At 71.0% G+C, this 19,274-nt stretch carries 21 protein-coding genes; 16 read left to right on the forward strand and 5 right to left on the reverse strand.

Going from position 1 to position 19,274, the window contains the following annotated elements; genetic code table 11:
• The first annotated feature begins 23 nt into the window (after positions 1-23).
• The 9 genes from AB0M63_RS01715 to AB0M63_RS01755 all read left to right on the forward strand — a co-directional run bounded on the left by AB0M63_RS01715 (position 24) and on the right by AB0M63_RS01755 (position 8,570).
• The gene (locus AB0M63_RS01715; RefSeq protein ID WP_366018007.1) at positions 24-608 is read left to right on the forward strand and encodes a DUF4328 domain-containing protein; all 585 of its coding nucleotides are present in this window, start codon (positions 24-26) and stop codon (positions 606-608) included.
• Between the two features lie 10 nt (positions 609-618).
• Positions 619-990, forward strand: a complete 372-nt coding sequence (locus tag AB0M63_RS01720) for a holo-ACP synthase (protein ID WP_355905227.1) — start codon at positions 619-621, stop codon at positions 988-990.
• Positions 991-1,162: 172 nt separating this feature from the next.
• Entirely contained in the window at positions 1,163-2,578 is a 1,416-nt protein-coding gene (locus tag AB0M63_RS01725; protein ID WP_366018008.1) for a hypothetical protein, read from the forward strand.
• Positions 2,579-2,599: 21 nt separating this feature from the next.
• Positions 2,600-4,030 carry an NAD(P)H-hydrate dehydratase gene (locus AB0M63_RS01730; protein ID WP_366018009.1) on the forward strand — a complete coding sequence of 477 codons (1,431 nt, stop codon included), beginning with the start codon at positions 2,600-2,602 and terminating at the stop codon, positions 4,028-4,030.
• Positions 4,031-4,336: 306 nt separating this feature from the next.
• Positions 4,337-5,233: a L,D-transpeptidase family protein gene (locus tag AB0M63_RS01735; RefSeq protein WP_355905236.1), complete on the forward strand. Its 897-nt coding sequence runs from the start codon at positions 4,337-4,339 to the stop codon at positions 5,231-5,233.
• A gap of 46 nt (positions 5,234-5,279) precedes the next feature.
• Complete coding sequence (alr, locus tag AB0M63_RS01740) at positions 5,280-6,548, forward strand: alanine racemase (RefSeq protein ID WP_366018010.1); 1,269 nt, start codon at positions 5,280-5,282, stop codon at positions 6,546-6,548.
• Positions 6,545-7,783 carry an alpha/beta hydrolase gene (locus tag AB0M63_RS01745; RefSeq protein WP_355905241.1) on the forward strand — a complete coding sequence of 413 codons (1,239 nt, stop codon included), beginning with the start codon at positions 6,545-6,547 and terminating at the stop codon, positions 7,781-7,783. Before alr ends, AB0M63_RS01745 begins: the two co-directional genes overlap by 4 nt.
• Complete coding sequence (tsaE, locus tag AB0M63_RS01750; RefSeq protein WP_355905244.1) at positions 7,749-8,270, forward strand: tRNA (adenosine(37)-N6)-threonylcarbamoyltransferase complex ATPase subunit type 1 TsaE; 522 nt, start codon at positions 7,749-7,751, stop codon at positions 8,268-8,270. Before AB0M63_RS01745 ends, tsaE begins: the two co-directional genes overlap by 35 nt.
• A 138-nt stretch (positions 8,271-8,408) precedes the next feature.
• Positions 8,409-8,570 carry a hypothetical protein gene (locus tag AB0M63_RS01755; RefSeq protein ID WP_355905247.1) on the forward strand — a complete coding sequence of 54 codons (162 nt, stop codon included), beginning with the start codon at positions 8,409-8,411 and terminating at the stop codon, positions 8,568-8,570.
• A gap of 16 nt (positions 8,571-8,586) precedes the next feature.
• On the opposite strand, the gene AB0M63_RS01760 is transcribed toward AB0M63_RS01755, so the two are convergent.
• On the reverse strand, positions 8,587-9,141 hold the full coding sequence (locus AB0M63_RS01760; RefSeq protein ID WP_355905250.1) for a hypothetical protein: 555 nt from the start codon (positions 9,139-9,141) through the stop codon (positions 8,587-8,589).
• A 130-nt stretch (positions 9,142-9,271) separates the two neighbouring features.
• On the opposite strand from AB0M63_RS01760, the gene tsaB reads away from it, so the two are divergent.
• From tsaB to AB0M63_RS01790, 6 genes are all read left to right on the forward strand, one after another.
• The gene (gene tsaB / locus AB0M63_RS01765) at positions 9,272-9,925 is read left to right on the forward strand and encodes a tRNA (adenosine(37)-N6)-threonylcarbamoyltransferase complex dimerization subunit type 1 TsaB (protein WP_366018011.1); all 654 of its coding nucleotides are present in this window, start codon (positions 9,272-9,274) and stop codon (positions 9,923-9,925) included.
• A 29-nt stretch (positions 9,926-9,954) separates the two neighbouring features.
• Positions 9,955-10,476 (forward strand): GNAT family N-acetyltransferase, encoded by a 522-nt coding sequence (locus AB0M63_RS01770; protein WP_355905300.1) that lies wholly within the window; start codon positions 9,955-9,957, stop codon positions 10,474-10,476.
• Positions 10,469-11,569, forward strand: a complete 1,101-nt coding sequence (tsaD, locus tag AB0M63_RS01775; RefSeq protein WP_355905257.1) for a tRNA (adenosine(37)-N6)-threonylcarbamoyltransferase complex transferase subunit TsaD — start codon at positions 10,469-10,471, stop codon at positions 11,567-11,569. Before AB0M63_RS01770 ends, tsaD begins: the two co-directional genes overlap by 8 nt.
• Positions 11,566-11,820 carry a hypothetical protein gene (locus AB0M63_RS01780; RefSeq protein ID WP_366018012.1) on the forward strand — a complete coding sequence of 85 codons (255 nt, stop codon included), beginning with the start codon at positions 11,566-11,568 and terminating at the stop codon, positions 11,818-11,820. The genes tsaD and AB0M63_RS01780 overlap by 4 nt, the downstream gene beginning before the upstream one ends.
• Positions 11,821-11,902: 82 nt before the next feature.
• The gene (locus AB0M63_RS01785; protein WP_366018512.1) at positions 11,903-12,256 is read left to right on the forward strand and encodes a type II toxin-antitoxin system RelE/ParE family toxin; all 354 of its coding nucleotides are present in this window, start codon (positions 11,903-11,905) and stop codon (positions 12,254-12,256) included.
• The gene (locus AB0M63_RS01790) at positions 12,253-12,609 is read left to right on the forward strand and encodes a helix-turn-helix transcriptional regulator (protein WP_366018013.1); all 357 of its coding nucleotides are present in this window, start codon (positions 12,253-12,255) and stop codon (positions 12,607-12,609) included. The genes AB0M63_RS01785 and AB0M63_RS01790 overlap by 4 nt, the downstream gene beginning before the upstream one ends.
• 3 nt (positions 12,610-12,612) lie before the next feature.
• Here AB0M63_RS01790 and AB0M63_RS01795 read toward each other — a convergent pair whose 3' ends face one another.
• Genes AB0M63_RS01795 through AB0M63_RS01810 form a run of 4 tightly spaced genes read right to left on the reverse strand, consistent with a single transcriptional unit; the run spans position 12,613 to position 18,106 of the window.
• Positions 12,613-14,928 (reverse strand): glycoside hydrolase family 3 N-terminal domain-containing protein, encoded by a 2,316-nt coding sequence (locus AB0M63_RS01795; RefSeq protein WP_366018014.1) that lies wholly within the window; start codon positions 14,926-14,928, stop codon positions 12,613-12,615.
• Positions 14,929-14,977: 49 nt separating this feature from the next.
• Positions 14,978-15,829, reverse strand: a complete 852-nt coding sequence (locus AB0M63_RS01800; protein ID WP_355923121.1) for a carbohydrate ABC transporter permease — start codon at positions 15,827-15,829, stop codon at positions 14,978-14,980.
• Positions 15,830-15,881: 52 nt separating this feature from the next.
• Positions 15,882-16,772 carry a sugar ABC transporter permease gene (locus AB0M63_RS01805; protein ID WP_355923115.1) on the reverse strand — a complete coding sequence of 297 codons (891 nt, stop codon included), beginning with the start codon at positions 16,770-16,772 and terminating at the stop codon, positions 15,882-15,884.
• Complete coding sequence (locus tag AB0M63_RS01810; protein WP_366018015.1) at positions 16,769-18,106, reverse strand: extracellular solute-binding protein; 1,338 nt, start codon at positions 18,104-18,106, stop codon at positions 16,769-16,771. The genes AB0M63_RS01805 and AB0M63_RS01810 overlap by 4 nt, the downstream gene beginning before the upstream one ends.
• 108 nt (positions 18,107-18,214) lie before the next feature.
• On the opposite strand from AB0M63_RS01810, the gene AB0M63_RS01815 reads away from it, so the two are divergent.
• Entirely contained in the window at positions 18,215-19,273 is a 1,059-nt protein-coding gene (locus AB0M63_RS01815; protein ID WP_366018016.1) for a LacI family DNA-binding transcriptional regulator, read from the forward strand.
• The last annotated feature ends 1 nt before the right edge of the window (position 19,274 follow it).

Genomic DNA, 19,274 nt, shown 5'->3' on the forward strand with positions numbered 1-19,274 from the left:
CGTCGCGGATAGGGTCTCCCGCCATGAAGAGACCCGAACTGAAGAGACCCGAGTTGAAGGCTCCCTGGGCACACGCGCGTTGGGCGCAGGGAGCGATAGCGGTGGCGGCCCTCGCGGACGTGTACCGGGCGGTGGAGCTCAGGGCCGATGCCACGCACCGCACCGACGCCTCGCTCAGCGCGTCGGGTACCGCGTCGATGGTCTTCGTCTACGCGACGACAGCGGCAGCCGTGCTCTTCCTCCTGTGGCTCGGCCGATGCCGGCGCAACGCGGAGGCCCTCGCCCCCGGAGCTGTAAGTGCCTCGGGTGTGTGGACCGTCGTGGCGTGGTTCATACCCGTGGTCAACTGGTGGGTTCCGCGGCGGTTCGTGCTGGAGGTCGAGCGCGTGAGCGCCGATGTGTCGGGGAGGCCGCGCAAAGAGGCTCTGGTGAACGCCTGGTGGACGGTCTGGGTCGCGCACTCCGCGGTGAGCGTGGTGGCGTTCTCGGTGGGCAAGGGGGTGGCGGTGCCGGTCCTGGTGGTGGCGGAGGGTCTCTCTCTTGGCGCGGCCGTCCTGGTGATCGGCGTCGTCCAACACCTCACCGGACTGCAGGACCGACAGCCGTAGGGTGCTCCGCATGAGCATCATCGGGGTTGGTATCGATGTGGCCGAGATCGACCGGTTCGCGGCGTCCCTCGCGCGTACGCCCGGGATGGCCCAACGGCTGTTTCTGGAGAGCGAGTTGCTGCTGCCGAGCGGGGAACGCCGGGGGGTCGCCTCGCTGGCCGCCCGGTTCGCCGCCAAGGAGGCGTTGGCCAAGGCGTTGGGGGCGCCGGCCGGGCTGCTCTGGACGGATGCCGAGGTGTATGTCGAGGACAGCGGGCAGCCCCGGCTGAAGGTGACGGGGACGGTCGCGGCGCGGGCGGCCGTACTGGGGGTCCGGTCCTGGCATGTCTCCTTGAGCCATGACGCGGGGGTGGCCTCGGCGGTGGTCATCGCTGAGGGGTGACGGTGGGTTCCTGTTTGCTGGTGAGAATTTTCTTAGGAGGCTGTGCGGTCGCTGCGAAAGGGCCCGGACGGGCCAATGAATAAGGCGCAGTCGATGGCTGGGGCGGCCGGCAGGCGTTCAAGCTGGTTAGCGTTCGAGAAACGTTCGTCGTCTGCGACAGGGAGTACGACCAGTGAAGCGCAGGAGCATCCTGATGGGCATCGCCGCGGCCGGTGCGGTGCCGGTCGTCGCCTCGTGTTCCTCCGGGTCGGACACGGCGCAGGCGAATGCGGCGGGGCTGAGTGAGAGCAGCGGCCACATCAAGGAGGGCACGGCGATCACCGAGGTGTTCGGCAACGGGCAGCGGCTCACCGCCGTAGCGCTGAAGTACGACACGACCATCGACCGGTCGAAGGTGTCGATGTCCTCCTTCAAGGTCGCCGATCGGACCGTCACCAACGTCTACACCAACACGTCTGCCGCGAAGGCCGGGCACGGGACGGACGGTGAGTACGTCATCATCGAGCTCTCGCCGGCCGACAAGGCCGCCGCGGTGTACGAGGATTCGTTCACGAATCCGACCACCTCATCGTCGTCCTCCCAGCAGCAGCCCTCCGGCCAGCCGTCCGGGCCCCCGTCCGGATCCGCCTCCGGGAAGAAGGGCGGCGGCATGTCCTCGGGGGCCACCCTGAAGAAGGCCGTGGCCACGGTGACGCAGACCGGGACGGTGACCACGACCGGCGGTACCGCGTACGCGGCGAGCAGTGGCAGCGTGAAGACCAGCAAGGTCGTGAACCTGGTCGTCGACGACTTCCATCAGGGGCTGAAGTACAAGGACGCCGACACCGGGCAGTCCATCCAGTACAACCTCTTCGTGCCGAAGGACTACGACGCGAACAAGTCGTATCCGATGGTCCTGTTCATGCACGACGCCGGCACCGTCAGCTCCAACCCGCTCATCACGCTCACCCAAGGGCTCGGGGCCGTGATCTGGGCGATGCCGAGCGAGCAGGCCAAGCGCGAATGCTTCGTGCTCGCACCGCAGTTCACCGGCGAGAGCGACGAGGGCAGCGACGGCAACGCGACGGCGCTGAAGACCATCAAGGGCCTGGTCGACTCCGTCACCGGCAAGTACGCCGGGATCGACACCGACCGGCTCTACACCACCGGTCAGTCCGGCGGTGCGATGACCTCGATCGCGCTCGACTTCACCTACCCCGACCTGTTCGCGGCGTCGTTCCTCGTCGCCGGGCAGTGGGGCGACCTGGACAAGGTCAAGCCGCTGGCCAAGCAGAACATCTGGGCCGTGGTCTCCCAGGGCGACGAGACCGCGTACCCGGGCATGACCGGGATCATGGACACGCTGGCGAAGCAGGGCGCGAAGATCAGCCGGGCCGTGTGGGACGGCCAGCTCACCCCCTCGGAGTTCGCCCCGCTCGCCGCCGAGGTCCGGGCCAAGAACACGCCGATCAACTTCACCCCGCTGAAGAAGGGGACCGTGGTGTGGCCCGGGCTCGCGGAGTCCAGCGTCGACAACCACATCTGCACCTGGCGGGCGGCCTACACCGTCGAGGGCATCCGGGACTGGCTCTTCCAGCAGAAGAAGTAGTTTCGCGAGAGACTCGGGCGTATGCGTACCGCGTACAGCGTCGAGACGGTCAGGGCAGCCGAGCAGAAGCTGATGGCACGGCTGCCGGAGGGCACCCTCATGCAGCGCGCGGCGGCCGGACTGGCCGTCGCCTGCGCCCAGTTGCTGGGGCGGGTCTACGGCAGCCGGGTCGTGCTGCTGGTGGGGAGCGGGGACAACGGCGGGGACGCGTTGTACGCGGGGGCGCGGCTGGCCCGGCGCGGGGCCGCCGTCACCGCTGTGCTGCTGGCGCCCGAGCGGACTCATGCGGGCGGGCTCGCGGCGCTGCTGCGCGCGGGTGGTCGTACCGTCGCGCCGGACGCGGCCGAGGAGCCGGTGCTCCGCGCCGACCTCGTCCTCGACGGGATCGTCGGGATCGGTGGCAAGGGCGGACTGCGGCCGGATGCCGCGCGGTTGGCCGCCCTTGCCGGGGACTCCCGGGGTGTCGTCGTCGCCGTCGATCTGCCGAGCGGGGTCGAGGCGGACAGCGGGGAGGTGCGGGGGGCGGCTGTTCGGGCCGACGTCACTGTCACGTTCGGGGTCCACAAGCCGGGGCTGCTGATCGATCCCGCGCGGGAGTACGCCGGGGCCGTGCGGCTTGTCGACATCGGGCTTGGACTTCCTGTCGAGCCCGTGCTGGAGGCGCTTCAACACGTCGATGTGGCACGGCTGTTGCCCGTGCCGGGGGCCGAGAGCGACAAGTACCGGCGTGGGGTCGTGGGGATCGCCGCCGGGTCCGGGCGGTATCCGGGGGCGGCCGTGCTCGCTGTCGCCGGGGCGTTGCGGGGCGGCGCGGGGGCCGTGCGGTACGTCGGGCCGGCCGCGGACGCGGTGATCGCCCGCTTCCCGGAGACGCTGGTGTCGGACGGGGGGCCGCGGAAGGCGGGGCGGGTGCAGGCGTGGGTCGTCGGTCCGGGGGCGGGGGACGACGCGGGCACCGTGGCGGAGGTGGTGACGGCCGAGGTGCCGGTGCTCATCGACGCGGACGGGTTGCGGCTGGCCGATCCCGACGCCGTGCGGGCTCGTACGGCGCCGACGCTGATGACTCCGCACTCGGGCGAGGCCGCCGCGTTGCTCGGGGTGGCCCGGGAGGAGGTCGAGGGGGCTCGGCTGGATTCCGTACGGGAGTTGGCGGGGCGGTACGGGGCGACCGTGCTGCTCAAGGGGTCGACGACGCTGGTGGCCGACTCGGGGGGTGGGGCGGTGCGGGTGAATCCGACGGGGACCGGATGGCTCGCCACGGCCGGGAGCGGTGACGTGTTGTCGGGGCTCGCGGGGTCGTTGCTGGCGGCGGGGTTGTCGGCGTTCGACGCGGGGAGTGTGGGCGCGTATCTGCATGGGCTGGCGGGGAGGCTGGCCTCGGACGGGGCGCCGGTGGGGGCACATGATGTCGCGGAGGCGGTGCGGGTGGCCTGGCGCGATGTGCGGGACTGACTGGTCGGCCCTGAGGTGAACGTGTCTGGGTTTCTCGGCGGGCTCGGCTGATGTTGTGGAGGCGGTGCGGGTGGCCTGGCGCGATGTGCGGGACTGACTGGTCGGCCCTGAGGTGAACGTGTCTGGGTTTCTCGGCGGGCTCGGCTGATGTCGCGGAGGCGGTGCGGGTGGCCTGGCGCGATGTGCGGGACTGACTGGCCGGCCCCGGGCTGAACGCCTCCGGGCTCCCCGGCGGGCTCGTCAATAAGGGTGACCCCTCCCGCGCGGCGCCCGTCCCCTGCCGTACCCCCGCGATTCTCTGATCGCATGATCAGTACACGAATCGCGCACAGAAGCATCGCGGTGCTGCTCACCGCGGTGGTCGCCCTCCCCGTCGGGACCGGGGTCGCCCAGGCCGACGGGCCGGTGCCGGCGGCCGGGCCCAGTGAGACCGAGCTTGTCCCCGGGGTGCCGCCGGGGCCGTATCAGCCGTGGCAGATCGACACGCCCGATCAGGCGCTCGCGCCGAAGGTGTACACGCCGACCGCCGAGGAGGACCGGGTCGAGCCGCGGGACGCGGCGGCGGGGACGTACGCGCTCGTCGAGTACGTGCCGATCGGGGACGCCGTCGCGAAGGTGACGTGCAGCAAGCAGACCGGGCCGTATCAGCGGAGCGTGGAACGGTGGCTGAAGCTGCGGGTGGACGGGAGGCAGTCGGGCGCCGACTGCAAGGCCATCCGGGCGTTTCAGAAGAAGCAGGGGATCAAGCCGGCCATCGGGTTCGCGGGGCCTGTCACCTGGGCGCGCATGCAGTTGATCGGCGCGAGGAAGAATCCGAACGCCGCCGGGAAGTGCCCGGTGCGCTCGTACCGGGTCGCCTGTGTCGATCTCAACCGGCAGCTCACCTGGGTGCAGAAGGGCAGGAAGGTCGTCTTCGGGCCGGTGCCGATGCGCAGCGGGCGCAACGGGCATGTGACCCGGGGCGGCTGGCACAAGATCTACTGGAAGCACAAGAACCACTGGTCGACGCTCTACAACAGCCCTATGCCGTATGCCCAGTTCTTCGACGGCGGCATCGCCTTCCACGCCGTCTACGGCAGCATCTACACCACCGTCGGCTCCTGGGGCTGCGTCAATCTGCGGCTGGCCGACGCCCGCAAGCTGTGGAGCGTCCTCAAGAAGGGCGACCGCGTGTACGTGTGGGGGCACCGGCCCGGAAACTAGGCGGGCTTCCGGGGCCGTCAGTCCCCTCTGAGAGACTGGGGGCGTCATGAACGAGACAGCAGCACTTCAGCCGACCGCGCCCCTGCGCGCCCGTGCCGAGATCGACCTCGGTGCCCTGCGGGCCAATGTGCGTGCCCTGCGCGCCCTCGCGCCGGGCGCGGCCCTCATGGCCGTCGTGAAGTCCGACGCGTACGGCCACGGGGCCGTGCCCTGCGCCCGCGCGGCCGTGGAGGCGGGGGCGACCTGGCTCGGTACGGCCACGCCCGAGGAGGCCCTCGACCTGCGGGCCCGCGCCGGGCTGCCGGACGGGGTGCGGATCATGTGCTGGCTGTGGACCCCGGGCGGGCCCTGGCGGGAGGCCATCGAGGCCGGTCTCGATGTGTCGCTGAGCGGTATGTGGGCCCTGGAGGAGGTCGTCGCCGCCGCCCGCGCGGCGGGCCGGCCCGCGCGCGTGCAGCTCAAGGCCGACACCGGGCTCGGGCGCAACGGATGCCAGCCCGGCGCCGACTGGGCCGAACTCGTCGGCGCCGCCCTGCGCGCGGAGGCCGAGGGGCTGGTCCGCGTCACCGGGCTCTGGTCGCACTTCGCCTGTGCCGACGAGCCCGGCCATCCCTCCGTCGACGCCCAGCTCGCCCTCTTCCGCGAGATGGTCTCGGAGGCGGAAGCGCGGGGCGTGCGGCCCGAGGTGCGGCACATCGCCAACTCGCCCGCCACCCTCACCCGTCCCGACTCCCACTTCGACCTCGTCCGCACCGGCATCGCCGTCTACGGCGTCTCGCCCAGCCCCGACCTGGGTTCCCCGGCCGACTTCGGGCTGCGGCCGGTGATGACCCTCATGGCGTCCGTCGCCCTGGTCAAGCAGGTGCCGGGCGGACACGGCGTGAGTTACGGCCATCACTACGTCACCCCGGGCACCACGACCCTCGGCCTGATCCCCGTCGGCTACGCGGACGGCATCCCGCGGCACGCCTCCGGCACCGGCCCGGTGCTGGTCGGCGACAAGTGGCGGACGGTCGCGGGGCGGATCGCCATGGACCAGTTCGTCGTGGATCTGGGCGGGGACGAGCCCGAGGCGGGCGCGGAGGCGATCCTCTTCGGGCCCGGCGACCGCGGCGAGCCCACCGCCGAGGACTGGGCACAGGCCGCCGGCACCATCGCGTACGAGATCGTGACCCGCATCGGAACACGCGTTCCCCGCGTCTACGTCCATGAGGTCGCCCACGTCACTGAGGTCGGCCTCGTGGACAAGGCCGTCGCCGGGTATGAGACCGACGACGCAGCGCAGGGCCGAGACGCGAAGAGGAGCGGCACGTGAGCGAGAGCAGTGCGGAGGCGGTCGCCGCGGTCGCCTCCGCCGCCACGGGGGCGGCCGGGAACTGGCGCAAGGCGACCGGTATCGCGGGCGCCGCGATAGGTGTGATCGCCGCCGGGGCCGCGGCCGGTGTCGCCATAGAGCGGATGACCGTCGGACGCGGCATGCGCGAGCGGGCCCGGCTGGCGCTCGACTCGACCGGACCGTACGGCTCGCTGCGCGGCACCCCCGGCACGGCCCGGGCCGACGACGGCACCGAGCTGTACTACGAGGTCGACGACATCGAGCCGGACCTCACCGTCACCCCCAAGCGCCGACGGCTCTTCGGACGCAAGGCCCCGGCCCAGGTCACCGTCGTCTTCAGCCATGGCTACTGCCTCAACCAGGACTCCTGGCACTTCCAGCGGGCGGCCCTGCGCGGGGTGGTGCGGACCGTGCACTGGGACCAGCGCAGCCACGGCCGTTCCGCGCGCGGGGTCGCGCAGCTCGAAGACGACATGCCGCTCACCATCGACCAGTTGGGCCGCGACCTGAAGGCCGTGATCGACGCGGCCGTGCCCGAGGGGCCGATCGTGCTCGTCGGGCACTCCATGGGCGGCATGACGATGATGGCGCTCGCCGACCAGTACCCGGAGCTGATCCGCGACCGGGTCGTGGCCACCGCCTTCGTCGGTACGTCCTCCGGGCGGCTCGGCGAGGTCAACTTCGGGCTGCCCGTCGCCGGGGTCAACGCGGTACGGCGGGTGCTGCCCGGGGTGCTGAAGGCGCTCGGACAGCAGGCCGCGCTGGTGGAGCGGGGGCGGCGGGCCACCGCCGATCTGTTCGCCGGGATCATCAAGCGGTACTCGTTCGCCTCGCGGGACGTCGATCCGGCGGTCGCGCGGTTCGCCGAGCGGATGATCGAGGGCACCCCGATCGACGTGGTCGCCGAGTTCTACCCGGCCTTCACCGACCACGACAAGACCGCGGCCCTCACCCACTTCAAGGACATGCCGGTGCTCGTGCTGGCCGGGATCGGGGATCTCGTCACCCCCAGCGAGCACAGCGAGGCCATCGCCGACCTGCTGCCGGATGCCGAGCTGGTGCTCGTGCCGGACGCCGGGCACCTGGTCATGCTGGAGCACCCGGAGGTGGTCACCGACCGCCTCGCCGACCTGCTCACCCGCGCGGGTGCCGTGCCCGCAGGGGCTACCGTAAGTGGCTATGGAAGCACCAGCAGCACCGCACGACGCGGCTGAGCCCCTGTCCGTAGCGATCACCGTCAACTCCCCCGAGCAGATGCGGGAGTTGGGGCGCCGCCTGGCCAAACTGCTGCGCGCGGGCGACCTCGTGATGCTCACGGGCGAGCTGGGCGCCGGCAAGACGACCCTGACCCGGGGCCTCGGGGAGGGGCTCGGCGTGCGCGGCGCGGTCACCTCGCCGACGTTCGTCATCGCGCGCGTGCATCCCGCGCTCGGCGAGGGGCCGCCGCTCGTCCACGTCGACGCGTACCGGCTGGCCGGCGGGCTCGACGACATGGAGGACCTCGACCTCGATGTCTCCCTGCCCGAGTCGGTGATCGTCGTGGAGTGGGGCGAGGGCAAGGTCGAGGAGCTGACCGACGACCGGCTGTCCGTCGTGATCCACCGCGCCGTCGGAGACACCACGGACGAGGTACGGCACGTCACCGTCACCGGGCTCGGTGAGCGCTGGGCCGAGGTCGAACTGGGCGTGCTCGGCGCCTGACCCGGTGGTGCGGGGCGTGTGGGTTCCGACAAGGTGTCGGCAAGATGTTGCGTTCCGGGTCTCGCGCGTGGTCACATGGTATCCAGTACGTAGTTAGGTCTACCTAACTACGTCTGCCCCAGGCCCCAGGAGGCGTCCATGCCGGCTTCAGAGCACCAGGACCGTCCACAGCCGTATGTGCCTGCCGGGGTCTCGATGCGGGAGCTGCTGGCGGCGGGTGCCGCGGCGAAGGCGGTCTCGACGCCCCCGCGCGCACCGGAGCCCGTGGAAACACCGGCCGAGCGGCGAGAAGCCGCTTAGACCCGTAGCGAAAGCTTCAGTGGATCACCACGACCGGCTGCCCGATCGTCGCGAACTCCCACATCGCCGCGCCGTCCTCCAGCGACTCGCGGATGCCGCCCGACTTCGCGGTCGGGTCGGGCTCCTCCGTGGTGCCGCTCACCGCCGCGCTGAAGCCGATCGCGACCCCGTTGGCGTTGGTGAAGCGGACGACGTGCTGGATGGGGGTGCCGTCGGTGCCGATGATCGCGTTCGAGCGTGAGGTGACCGCGTAGGTACCCAAGGTCGGGTCCACCGTGCCGGGGGTGACCTTGAACGTGCGGTTGACTTTGTCGTTCCCGGCGACCAGCCATACCCGGTCGTCGTCCACCGAGTACACGACCCGCTCGCCCCGGCCGGAGCCGGCGGGCAGCGCGGCGGGGTTCTTCTTGTCCCGGGGTGCCTTCGAGGTGGCCACGGGCGCGGCGCTCGCGTGGGCCGCGCTTCCCAGCCCGGCTGGGGCGTTCGCCGAGGCCTGATAGGCGAGGAAGCCGACCGTGGCGAGGGCCGCCACGGTGAGCCCGGCCACGATTCCCGAGCTGCTGCCGGCCATCGGCGCCCACCTCCGTGTCTCGTACGTGTCACATAACCGGTAACTGTCGTAACCCTAGGTGACGGTAGCAGTCGGGGCCGGGCCGACCGGGGCGGCCGTGCCCACGGCGTCGGAGCCGTAGGCTGTTTGCGTGCTCTTGCTCGCTCTGGATACCGCCACCCCCGCCGTCACCGTCGCCCTGCACGACGGCGAGGCCGTCATCGCCTCGTCGAGTCAGGTGGACGCGCGCCGCCACGGTGAGCTGCTGCTCCCGGCCGTCGACCGTGTGCTCACCGAAGCGGGGCTCGCGCTCGACGCCGTCACCGGTGTCGTCGTCGGCACCGGCCCCGGCCCCTACACCGGGCTGCGCGTCGGCCTGATGACCGCGGACACCTTCGGGCTCGCGCTCGGGGTGCCCGTGCACGGTGTGTGCACGCTGGACGGCCTCGCCTACGCCACCGACCTCGACGGCCCCTTCGTCGTGGCCACGGACGCGCGGCGCAAGGAGGTCTACTGGGCGCGCTACGCCGACTCCCGCACCCGGGTCACCGACCCGGCCGTGGACCGGCCCGCCGACCTCGCCGACCAGGTCGCGGGGCTGCCCGCCGTCGGCGCCGGTGCGCTGCTCTACCCGGACACCTTCCCGAGCGTCCACGAGCCGGAGCACGTGTCCGCCGCCGCACTCGCCTCGCTGGCCGCCGAGCGGCTGGCGGCGGGCGTCGAACTCCCGGCGCCCAGGCCGCTGTACCTGCGCCGCCCCGACGCCCAGGTGCCCAAGAACTACAAGGTGGTCACCCCCAAGTGACCGAATCAGCGAGCCCTCGACTGCGCGAGATGCGCTGGTGGGACATCGATCCCGTGCTGGAGCTGGAGAAGGACCTCTTCCCCGAGGACGCCTGGTCCCGGGGCATGTTCTGGTCCGAGCTGGCGCACGCGCGGGGCGCCGAGGCGACCCGCCGGTACCTGGTCGCCGAGTCCCCCGACGAGAAGAGCGCCGACGGCGGTGTCCGGGTCGTCGGATACGCCGGCCTCGCCATCGCCGGCACCGCCTCCGACGGCGGCTCCGCGGCGGGGGCCGACATCCAGACCATCGCGGTCGCCCGCGACCACTGGGGCACCGGCCTCGGCGCCACCCTGCTCACCGAACTCCTCAGCGCGGCAAGCGAGTTCGAGTGCGGCGAGGTGATGCTCGAATGCCGCGTCGACAACGTCCGCGCGCAGAAGCTGTACGAGCGCTTCGGCTTCGAGCCCATCGGCTTCCGGCGGGGCTACTACCAGCCGGGCAATGTCGACGCCCTGGTGATGCGCCTGTCCGACCCGTCAACTTCCGTACAAGGAACCGAGATCCATGGCTGACCCACGCGACGAGCCTCTCGTACTCGGCATCGAGACCTCCTGCGACGAGACCGGCGTCGGCATCGTCCGCGGCCACACCCTGCTGGCGGACGCCGTCGCCTCCAGCGTCGACGAGCACGCCCGCTTCGGCGGGGTCGTCCCCGAGGTGGCGTCCCGCGCCCACCTGGAGGCGATGGTCCCGACGATCCAGCGCGCGCTCAAGGACGCGGGGGTGAGCGCGAGTGACCTCGACGGCATCGCGGTCACCGCAGGCCCGGGGCTCGCGGGCGCGCTGCTCGTCGGCGTCTCCGCGGCCAAGGCCTACGCGTACGCGCTCGGCAAGCCGCTCTACGGCGTCAACCACCTCGCCTCCCACATCTGCGTGGACCAGTTGGAGCACGGCGCGCTGCCGGAGCCGACGATGGCGCTGCTGGTGTCCGGCGGCCACTCCTCCCTCCTCCTGTCCTCGGACATCACCTCGGACGTACGGCCGCTGGGCGCGACGATCGACGACGCGGCGGGCGAGGCCTTCGACAAGATCGCCCGTGTGCTGAACCTCGGCTTCCCCGGCGGACCGGTCATCGACCGCTACGCCAAGGAGGGCGACCCGCGCGCCATCGCCTTCCCCCGGGGGCTCACCGGCCCGCGCGACCCGGCGTACGACTTCTCCTTCTCCGGGCTGAAGACGTCCGTGGCCCGCTGGATCGAGGCGAAGCGGGCGGCAGGGGAGGACGTGCCGGTGCGCGATGTGTCGGCGTCCTTCCAGGAGGCGGTCGTCGACGTCCTGACCCGCAAGGCGGTCCGCGCCTGCAAGGACGAGGGCGTCGACCACCTGATGATCGGCGGCGGCGTCGCCGCCAACTCCCGCCTGCGGGCACTCGCCCAGGAGCGCTGCGAGGCCGCCGGCATCCGGCTGCGCGTCCCGCGCCCCAAGCTGTGCACGGACAACGGCGCGATGGTCGCCGCGCTCGGCGCGGAGATGGTGGCCCGGAACCGGGCACCCTCGGACTGGGACCTGTCCGCGGACTCCTCCCTGCCGGTGACGGACCCGCATGTACCGGGCCACTCCCACGACCACGTGCACGAGGTCGGCAAGGAGAACCTGTACTCGTGACGGTCGCGCTGATGTGGGAGGCGCGGGCGGTCGCGGGGCGGGGGGAGGAGCTGCTCGCGTGGGTGCGGGGGCAGCGACTGTCGGTCGAGCCGTTGCGCCGGGAGGTCCTGCGGGCGCCTCAGGACCGGGTCCTTGTCATCACGTGGTGGGATGCGGAGTACGAGGCTGAGCTGCCTGAACTACCCGAGCCGGACGGTGAGTTGGTCACTCGGGCGGTGCATCGGTGGCGGTTCGAGGCGGTGGGGGAGTAGCCGTCCCCGGTCGGGTGACGAACGCCCTGACCCGGGTATGCAGATTTCTGTATATCCTGGCGGCGTGAACCATCCGTGACAGATCGAGGTCGAGCCGGAGGTCCGCCAGTGGCTGGAGCTCCTGTCGAGTCGGCACTACGACAAGGCCGAGCGTGCGGCCGACATGCTCGCGGCTCAGCCGATGACCTTGGGGGAACCGTTCTCCCGTCACCTCGGCGGCAAGGTTCGCGAGCTGCGTTTCTCGATGGACGGGAGCGCGGTGCGCGTCACTCACTGGCTCGCTCCCGAGCGGCGGATCGTGCTTCTGACCGTGTTCCGTAAGACGCGGCAGCGCGAGGAAGCCGAAGTCGAACGCGCGCAGCAGGCGCAGAAGGTCTGCGAGGCGGAACACGGTGCGGCTGAGCACAGTTACGAGCGGACCAAGGAGCAGCTGTGAACCACTCCCAGTGGAAGACCCGTCAGGCCCGGAAGCTCCTGGGCGACAAGGTCGAGGAATCCCCGGCCTACGTGGAGGCAGGGTATGCGTTCGCTCTCGGCCAGGCTGTCCACGACCGCCGTAAGGAACTCGGTCTGTCGCAGTCCGAGCTGGCAGGCCGGGCCGGTATGACCCAGCCGCAGATCAGCAACATCGAGGGTGGTGACTCGGTGCCCACCCTGCCGCTGCTCACCCGCTTGGCCAAGGCGCTGGACGCGTCACTCACCATCGACCTCGACGGCGACGACTCGGCCTTCGTTTTCATGGCCCATGGCGGGGAGCAACCAGACGGCGAGAAGCGGCACGCGAGCTGACCGTCAGCTCTGAACCGGAAGCTCCGACACCTCCGCCCCGCACAACAACCGCCGCTCAGCTCCAAGTACCCGTACAGACCCCGTCAGTTGGAGGCGAACCGTGTGTCGTACGTCCGTGCTGGATGCCGCCAACCGTAGTTCCAGCGCCCCCGGCTCCACCACCCGACGCCCCGACCGGTCGGTGAACGCCGACAGGTCCGGGTGGAAGTGGAAGGTCACGCGGGAGGCCTCGCCGGGGGCCAACTCCAGGCGCTGGTAGGCGATCAGGCGGACGTCTGGGCGGGTCACCGAGGCGACCGGGTCGTGGAGGTAGAGCTGGACCACCTCCGTGCCGGCGCGGGTGCCCGTGTTGCGGACGGTGAGGGTCAGGTCGTAGGAACCGTTCGTGTCGATCTCCGACGCCGGGGACTCCAAGAACTCCCACGCGAAGCTCGTGTACGAGCGGCCGTGGCCGAAGGCGTACAGCGGGGTCGGGTCGAGGCTGCTGACCTCGTCGGCCAGGCCCAGTGGGGGTTGCAAGTACGTCCAGGGCTGGCCGCCCGGCACATGCGGGACGCTCACCGGGAGGCGGCCGGACGGGTTGACGCGGCCCGAGAGGATGCCCGCCACCGCGGGGCCGCCCTCCTCGCCGGGGAAGAACGCCTGGACCACCGCACCGAGTTGGCCGTGCCAGCGGCCGAGCGCGTAGGGGCGGCCGGTGAGCAGGACCAGGATCACCGGGACGCCCGTCGACACCAGTGCGTCCAGCAACGCGGCCTGGACACCGGGCAGTTGGAGGTCCGCCACATCGCAGCCCTCGCCCGACGTGCCGCGTCCGAACAGGCCCGCGCGGTCGCCGAGCACCGCCACGCACACATCCGCCTCCGCCGTCCGGGCCACCGCCTCCTCGAAACCGGAGGTGTCCGGGTCGGACACGTCGCAGCCCTCCGCGAACGTCACCTTGGCGTCCGGGAGTTCGGCCCGCAGCGACTCCAGCACGGTGGGGATGTCGATGCCCATCGGCACCTCGGGGTGGTGCGTGCCCACATGGGACGGGAAGGAGTAGCAGCCGAGCATGGCGAGAGCGTCCGCCGCCCTCGGGCCCACCACCGCGATCCGGGCATCCGGCGCGAGCGGCAGCAGCCCGTCCGGGTTGTCCAGCAACACCACGGACTCCTCGGCCAGTTGGCGGGCCAGGGCGCGGTTCGCCGGTGAGTCGAGGTCGATCCGCTCGGTCGGTTCCGGTGACCAGTCCTCGTCCAGCAGGCCCAGTTCGCACTTCTGGAGCAGCACCCGCCGCGCCGCCCGGTCGATCAGCGACTCCGGTACCTCACCCGCCCGCACCGCCTCCACCAGCGGTTTGCCGTAGCACTTGAGGGTCGGGAGTTCTACGTCGATGCCCGCCTCCAGCGCCGCGTGCGCGGCCTGTGCCGGGCTGCCCGCGACCCGGTGGAGCGTCTCCAGGAAGCCGATGCCGAAGTAGTCGGCGACCACCGTCCCGGTGAACCCCCAGTCCTCGCGCAGGAGTTGGGTCAATAGCTGTGGGTCCGCCGACGCCGGGACGCCGTCCGTCTCGTTGTACGCGGCCATCACCGAGCGCGCGCCGCCCTCCCGCAGCGCCATCTCGAACGGCGGCAGCGTGACGTCCGCGAACTCCCGCACCCCGGCCCGCACCGGCGCCAGGTTCCGCGCCCCCACCGAGGAGGCGTACCCGGCGAAGTGCTTCAGCGTCGCGACGACCCCGGCCGACTCCAGGCCCCGCACATAGGCGGCACCGATCGTGCCCACCAGGTACGGGTCCTCGCCGATCGTCTCCTCGACCCGTCCCCAGCGCGGGTCGCGGACGACGTCCAGAACGGGGGCCAGGCCCTGGTGGACACCGGCCGCCCGCAGGTCGGCGCCGATGTGCCGGGCCATCTCCTCGACCAGCGAAGGGTCGAAGCTCGCACCCCAGGCGAGTGGCACCGGGTACGCGGTCGCGCCCCAGGCGGTGAAGCCCGCCAGGCACTCCTCGTGGGCGACCGCCGGGATGCCGAAGCGGCCCGCCGCGGCGATCCGGCGCTGGGCGCGGGCCAACGCCTGCGCGCCCAGCGCCGGGTCCACCGGGGCCGTACCGAAGGAACGGGTGAGCTGGCCAAGGCCGTGCGTGATCAGCTCGTCCCAGTCGTAGTCCGAGGTCATCTCCCGCTGCAGCGGGGCGACTCCGTCGCCGTCCGTGGCGGCGCCCACCCACACGCCGTAGAGCTGGGCGGTCTTCTCCTCCAGGGTCATCCGCGCGAGCAGGTCGTCGACGCGGGCGGCGGTGGGCAGGGCGGGGTCGCGCCAGGGGGCGGTGGTCATGAAACTCCTGTCAGAGAAAGGGCGTTCGGCTGCCGGATGTCCGCCGGGATCATTTGCCGCCCACGCCCATCAGACCGCCCACCAGGGCGCGCCGGGCCACCAGATAGACGGCGAAGATCGGGATGCCGGAGAGGACGACCGAGGCGAGCAGGGCCGGGATGTTCACGCCGAACTGGCTGACGTAGTTGAAGAGTCCGAGGGTGAGGACCCGCGGGCCGTCGGACTGGGTGAAGATCAGCGGGAAGAGGAAGCCGTTCCAGGCCTGGAGCGCCGTGTAGATGACGACGGTGCTGATGCCGCCCTTGGTCATCGGGATGACCAGTTGGAAGAGCATCCGGGTCGCCGAGGCACCGTCGAGCGCCATCGCCTCGTACAGGTCCTCCGAGATGTCCCGCAGGGTGCCGGTAAGGATCAGCACGGAGACCGGCATCGCGAAGGCCGCCGTGGGGAGGATGACCGCCAACAGGCTGTCGTAGAGGTTGAGTTTGGCGATCATCAGGTAGAGGGGGACCACGACCGCCTGGGCCGGGATCGCCACGCCCAGCAGGAACAGGCGGAAGGCCGCGCTCGACCAGACCGTGCGGGTGCGTACGGCGACGTAGGCGAGCGGGACGCACAGGACGAGGACGATGCCTACGACCGCCGCCGCCACGAGTGCGGTGTTGGCGAGGAAGTGGCCGAAGCCGTTGTGCAGGACGGTGTTGTAGTTGGCGAAGGTCGGATCGGTGGGCGGCTTCAGGGCGTTGCTGCCCAGGGCCTTGTCCTGGCGGGTGAGGGAGGCCGAGATCATCGCGTAGATCGGGACGATGACGACCGCGAGCCAGAGGAGGGAGCCGAGACCCGCCACCGGGTTCGCGCGCCTCGTCCAGTGGCGGCGCCTTCGGGTGCGCGGGAGTTCCACCGGCTCCTCCGCCGTCTTCGCCGGACGCGGCAACGTGTCATGTGACACTCCGTCACATCCCTTCGCGGGTACTGCGCATGGCGCCGAAACCGGTGAGCCTGACCATGACCAGGGACAGTGCGGTGGCGGCCACGACCAGGAAGGTCGCGATCGCGCTCGCGTAGCCGAAGTCGTAGCTCTTGAAGCCGGCCTCGTACATCAGGTACGGCAGGATCGCCGTGTCCGTGCCGGGGCCGCCCTGGGTGAGGATCAGGACGGTCTCGAAGTAGGTGAGCGAGCCGACGATCATCAGCACGCTGGAGGTCGTGGCCGTGTTGCGGAGCTGGGGCAGCGTGATCGAGAAGAACTGGCGGTAGCGGCCGGCGCCGTCGATTGCCGCTGCCTGGTAGAGGACTTCGGGGATCTGGCGGGCCCCGCCCTGGTAGATCAGGGTGTGGAAGGGGATGAACTGCCAGCCGCCGACGAACACGATCGCGAGGAACGCGCCGCTGGTCGAGCCCAGCGTGTCCTGGTGGATGACGCCGAAGTTCGGGTCGAGCAGGGCGTAGAAGAGCAGCGCGATCGCCGTCGAGGAGAGCAGGAACGGCACGAAGAAGATCGCGGAGAGGACCGCCCGGTTGCGCTGGCGGCCCGCCGCCCAGACACCCAGCAGGAGCGATACGACGGTCTGGAAGACCCAGCTCGTCACCGTCAACAGGACGGTGACGGTGAGGGATTGGGTGAGGCGGTCGTCGTTCAGGAGCTTGCGCCAGTTGGCGAGGCCGACCGGCTTCGGGTCGCCGAGGCCGTTCCACTGGGTGAAGGAGAGATAGAAGGCCAGGACCATCGGGGCGACGGCGAAGAAGGCGAAGAACAGCACCCCGGGTATCGCCCACACGGCGTGCGGGCGACCGGCCTTCGCGGCGGCGCCCGGCCTGGCTTTCGGCAGGGAACTAGCGCTCACTTCAGCCCCTTGAGCGCGGACACGAACTGGCTCGGCGAACTCTTGCCCACGAACAGCTTGTTGATCTCGGTGAGCATCGGTGTCGACACGGCCGGGTCGACAGCCTGGTCCCAGCTCAGCGTGAACGCGGGGGCCTGCTGGACCATCTGGTACTGGAACTTGGCGAACTCGGGGTTGGGGGAGGAGTCGAGCAGCTTCTCGGCGTTGGCGGTCGTCGGGATGTCCCCGTTGGCGACCAGGTCCTTGGCGTACGCCTCCGACGCGCAGTCGCGGAGGAAGGCGATCGCCGCGTCCTTGTTGCCCGTACGGGCGTTCACGGACCAGTAGTTGGTGGGGTTGCCGACCACGTTGCGGATGTCGCCGGCGCCGCCCTCGTACTTCGGGAAGGCGAACCAGCCGAGGTTCTTCTTGGCGAAGTCGGGGAACTTGCCGAGCTGCGTCGAGTACTCCCACGAGCCCATCAGATGCATCGCCGCCTTGCCCTTGGCGAAGACCGCGGGCGCCCCGCCGTTGACGTACGACACCGAGCTGAAGCCCTTGCCGAAGGCGCCGTCGTCGATGAGCTGCTTGACCGTCTCGGCGGCCTTGAGGACGGCCGGGTCGCCCCAGCCGGACGCGTCGCCGTTCTTGATCCTGTCGAAGACATCGGGGCCGCCGATCCGGTCGACCAGGTACTCCAGCCACATCAGCTCGGGCCAGATGTCCGACCCGCCGAGCGCGAACGGGGTGATGTTCGCCGCCTTGAGCTTCTTGTTGATGTCGAGCAACTCGGCCCAGGTGGTGGGCGGTTGGATCTTGTGCGCGGCGAAGACCGTCTTGTTGTAGAAGAGGATCACGGGCTGCATGCCGCGCATCGGTATGCCGTAGTTCTTGCCCTTGAGGGCGCCCGCCGCGAGGACGGAGGGCAGGAAGCCGCTCTTGAGGACCGGGTCGGACTTGATGGTGTCGGTGAGGTCGACCAGCTGGTTCGCCTCCTGGTACGCCTTGATCGAGCCGCCGCCCCAGTTGAAGAACACGTCCGGCGCGTTCGGCGAGCCCATCGCGGTGCGCAGCTTGGCCGGGTAGTCGGTGCCGGGCACCTTCTCCAGCTTGATCTTGCCCTTGGCCTTCTTGGCCGCCGCCGACGCGTTGAACCGGGTGACGGCTTTGACCTGCACCTTCACCGCGTCGTCGCCGTAGGTGAAGGCGGTCACCGTGCTGCTGCCGCCGGTGCTGTCACTGGAGCCGCAGGCCGTGAGTCCGGTGGTGAGCAGGGTGGTGGCACCGGCGCCGAGCACCCAGCGCCTGCTGAACGTACGCCCGCCGTTGGACGTGTTGGGCTCCTTGGACAGCATGGACAGCACCTCTCGTGCGAATGTTTCGAGCCGTTCTACGAATGTTCCGGGAACGTAAGGCGCGCGAAAGGGTTCGTCAAGAGGTCGCGCAGGGATACGATCGCCGCCATGACAGCCCCGGAATCCGCCGAAACCCAGACGGCACGTCGACCGACGCAGACGGCGACACTCGCCGAGATCGCCCGCGAGGCCGGAGTGTCGGCTCCGACTGTTTCGAAGGTCCTCAACGGCCGCGCCGATGTCGCCCCCGCCACCCGCACCCGCGTCGAGGACCTCCTGCGCGCCTACGGCTACCGGCGCCGCCGCGCCGAGGCGACCCGCTCGCCGCTGATCGACCTGGTCTTCCACGAGCTGGAGAGCGCCTGGGCCCTTGAGGTCATCCGGGGCGTGGAGAACGTGGCGCGCGACGCCGGGCTGAGCGTGGTGCTGAGCGAGAGCGCGGGCCGGCTGATCCCCGGCCGCACCTGGGCCGACCAGGTCGCCGCCCGCCGCCCGCACGGCGTGATCCTCGTCCTCTCCGGGCTCGACGAGTCCCAGCGCGCACTGCTGACCAGCCGTTCCATCCCGTTCGTGGTGATGGACCCGGCCGGCGACCCGGGCGCGGACGTGCCGTCCATCGGCGCGACCAACTGGCAGGGCGGGCTCGCCGCCACCCGGCACCTGGTCGAACTCGGCCACACCCGGATCGGCGCGATCAGCGGACCGTCCCGGATGATGTGCAGCCGCGCCCGGGTCGACGGATACCGGGCCGCGCTGGAGACGGCCGAACTGCCGGTCGACGGCTCGCTCATCGTCACCGGCGACTTCCACCACGAGGCCGGCTACCGGCTCGGCCTCGACCTGCTGCGCCGCCCGGACCGGCCCACCGCCGTCTTCGCGGGCAACGACCTCCAGGCCCTCGGCCTGTACGAGGCCGCGCGCGAACTGGGGCTGCGCATCCCGGAGGACCTGAGCGTGGTCGGCTTCGACGATCTGCCGGTCGCCCGCTGGGTGGGGCCGCCGCTGACGACCGTACGACAGCCGCTCACCGAGATGGCCGAGGCGGCGGCGAAGCTGGTGCTGGACCTCGGACGCGAGGAGGACTCGTCGGTGGCGCGCCGGGTGGAGCTGGCGACGAGCCTGGTGGTGCGGAGCAGTACGGCGGCGCCGGCGTCCTTGGTTCCGTGAC

Source organism: Streptomyces sp. NPDC051576 (genome assembly GCF_040681835.1).
Lineage (GTDB): Bacteria > Actinomycetota > Actinomycetes > Streptomycetales > Streptomycetaceae > Streptomyces.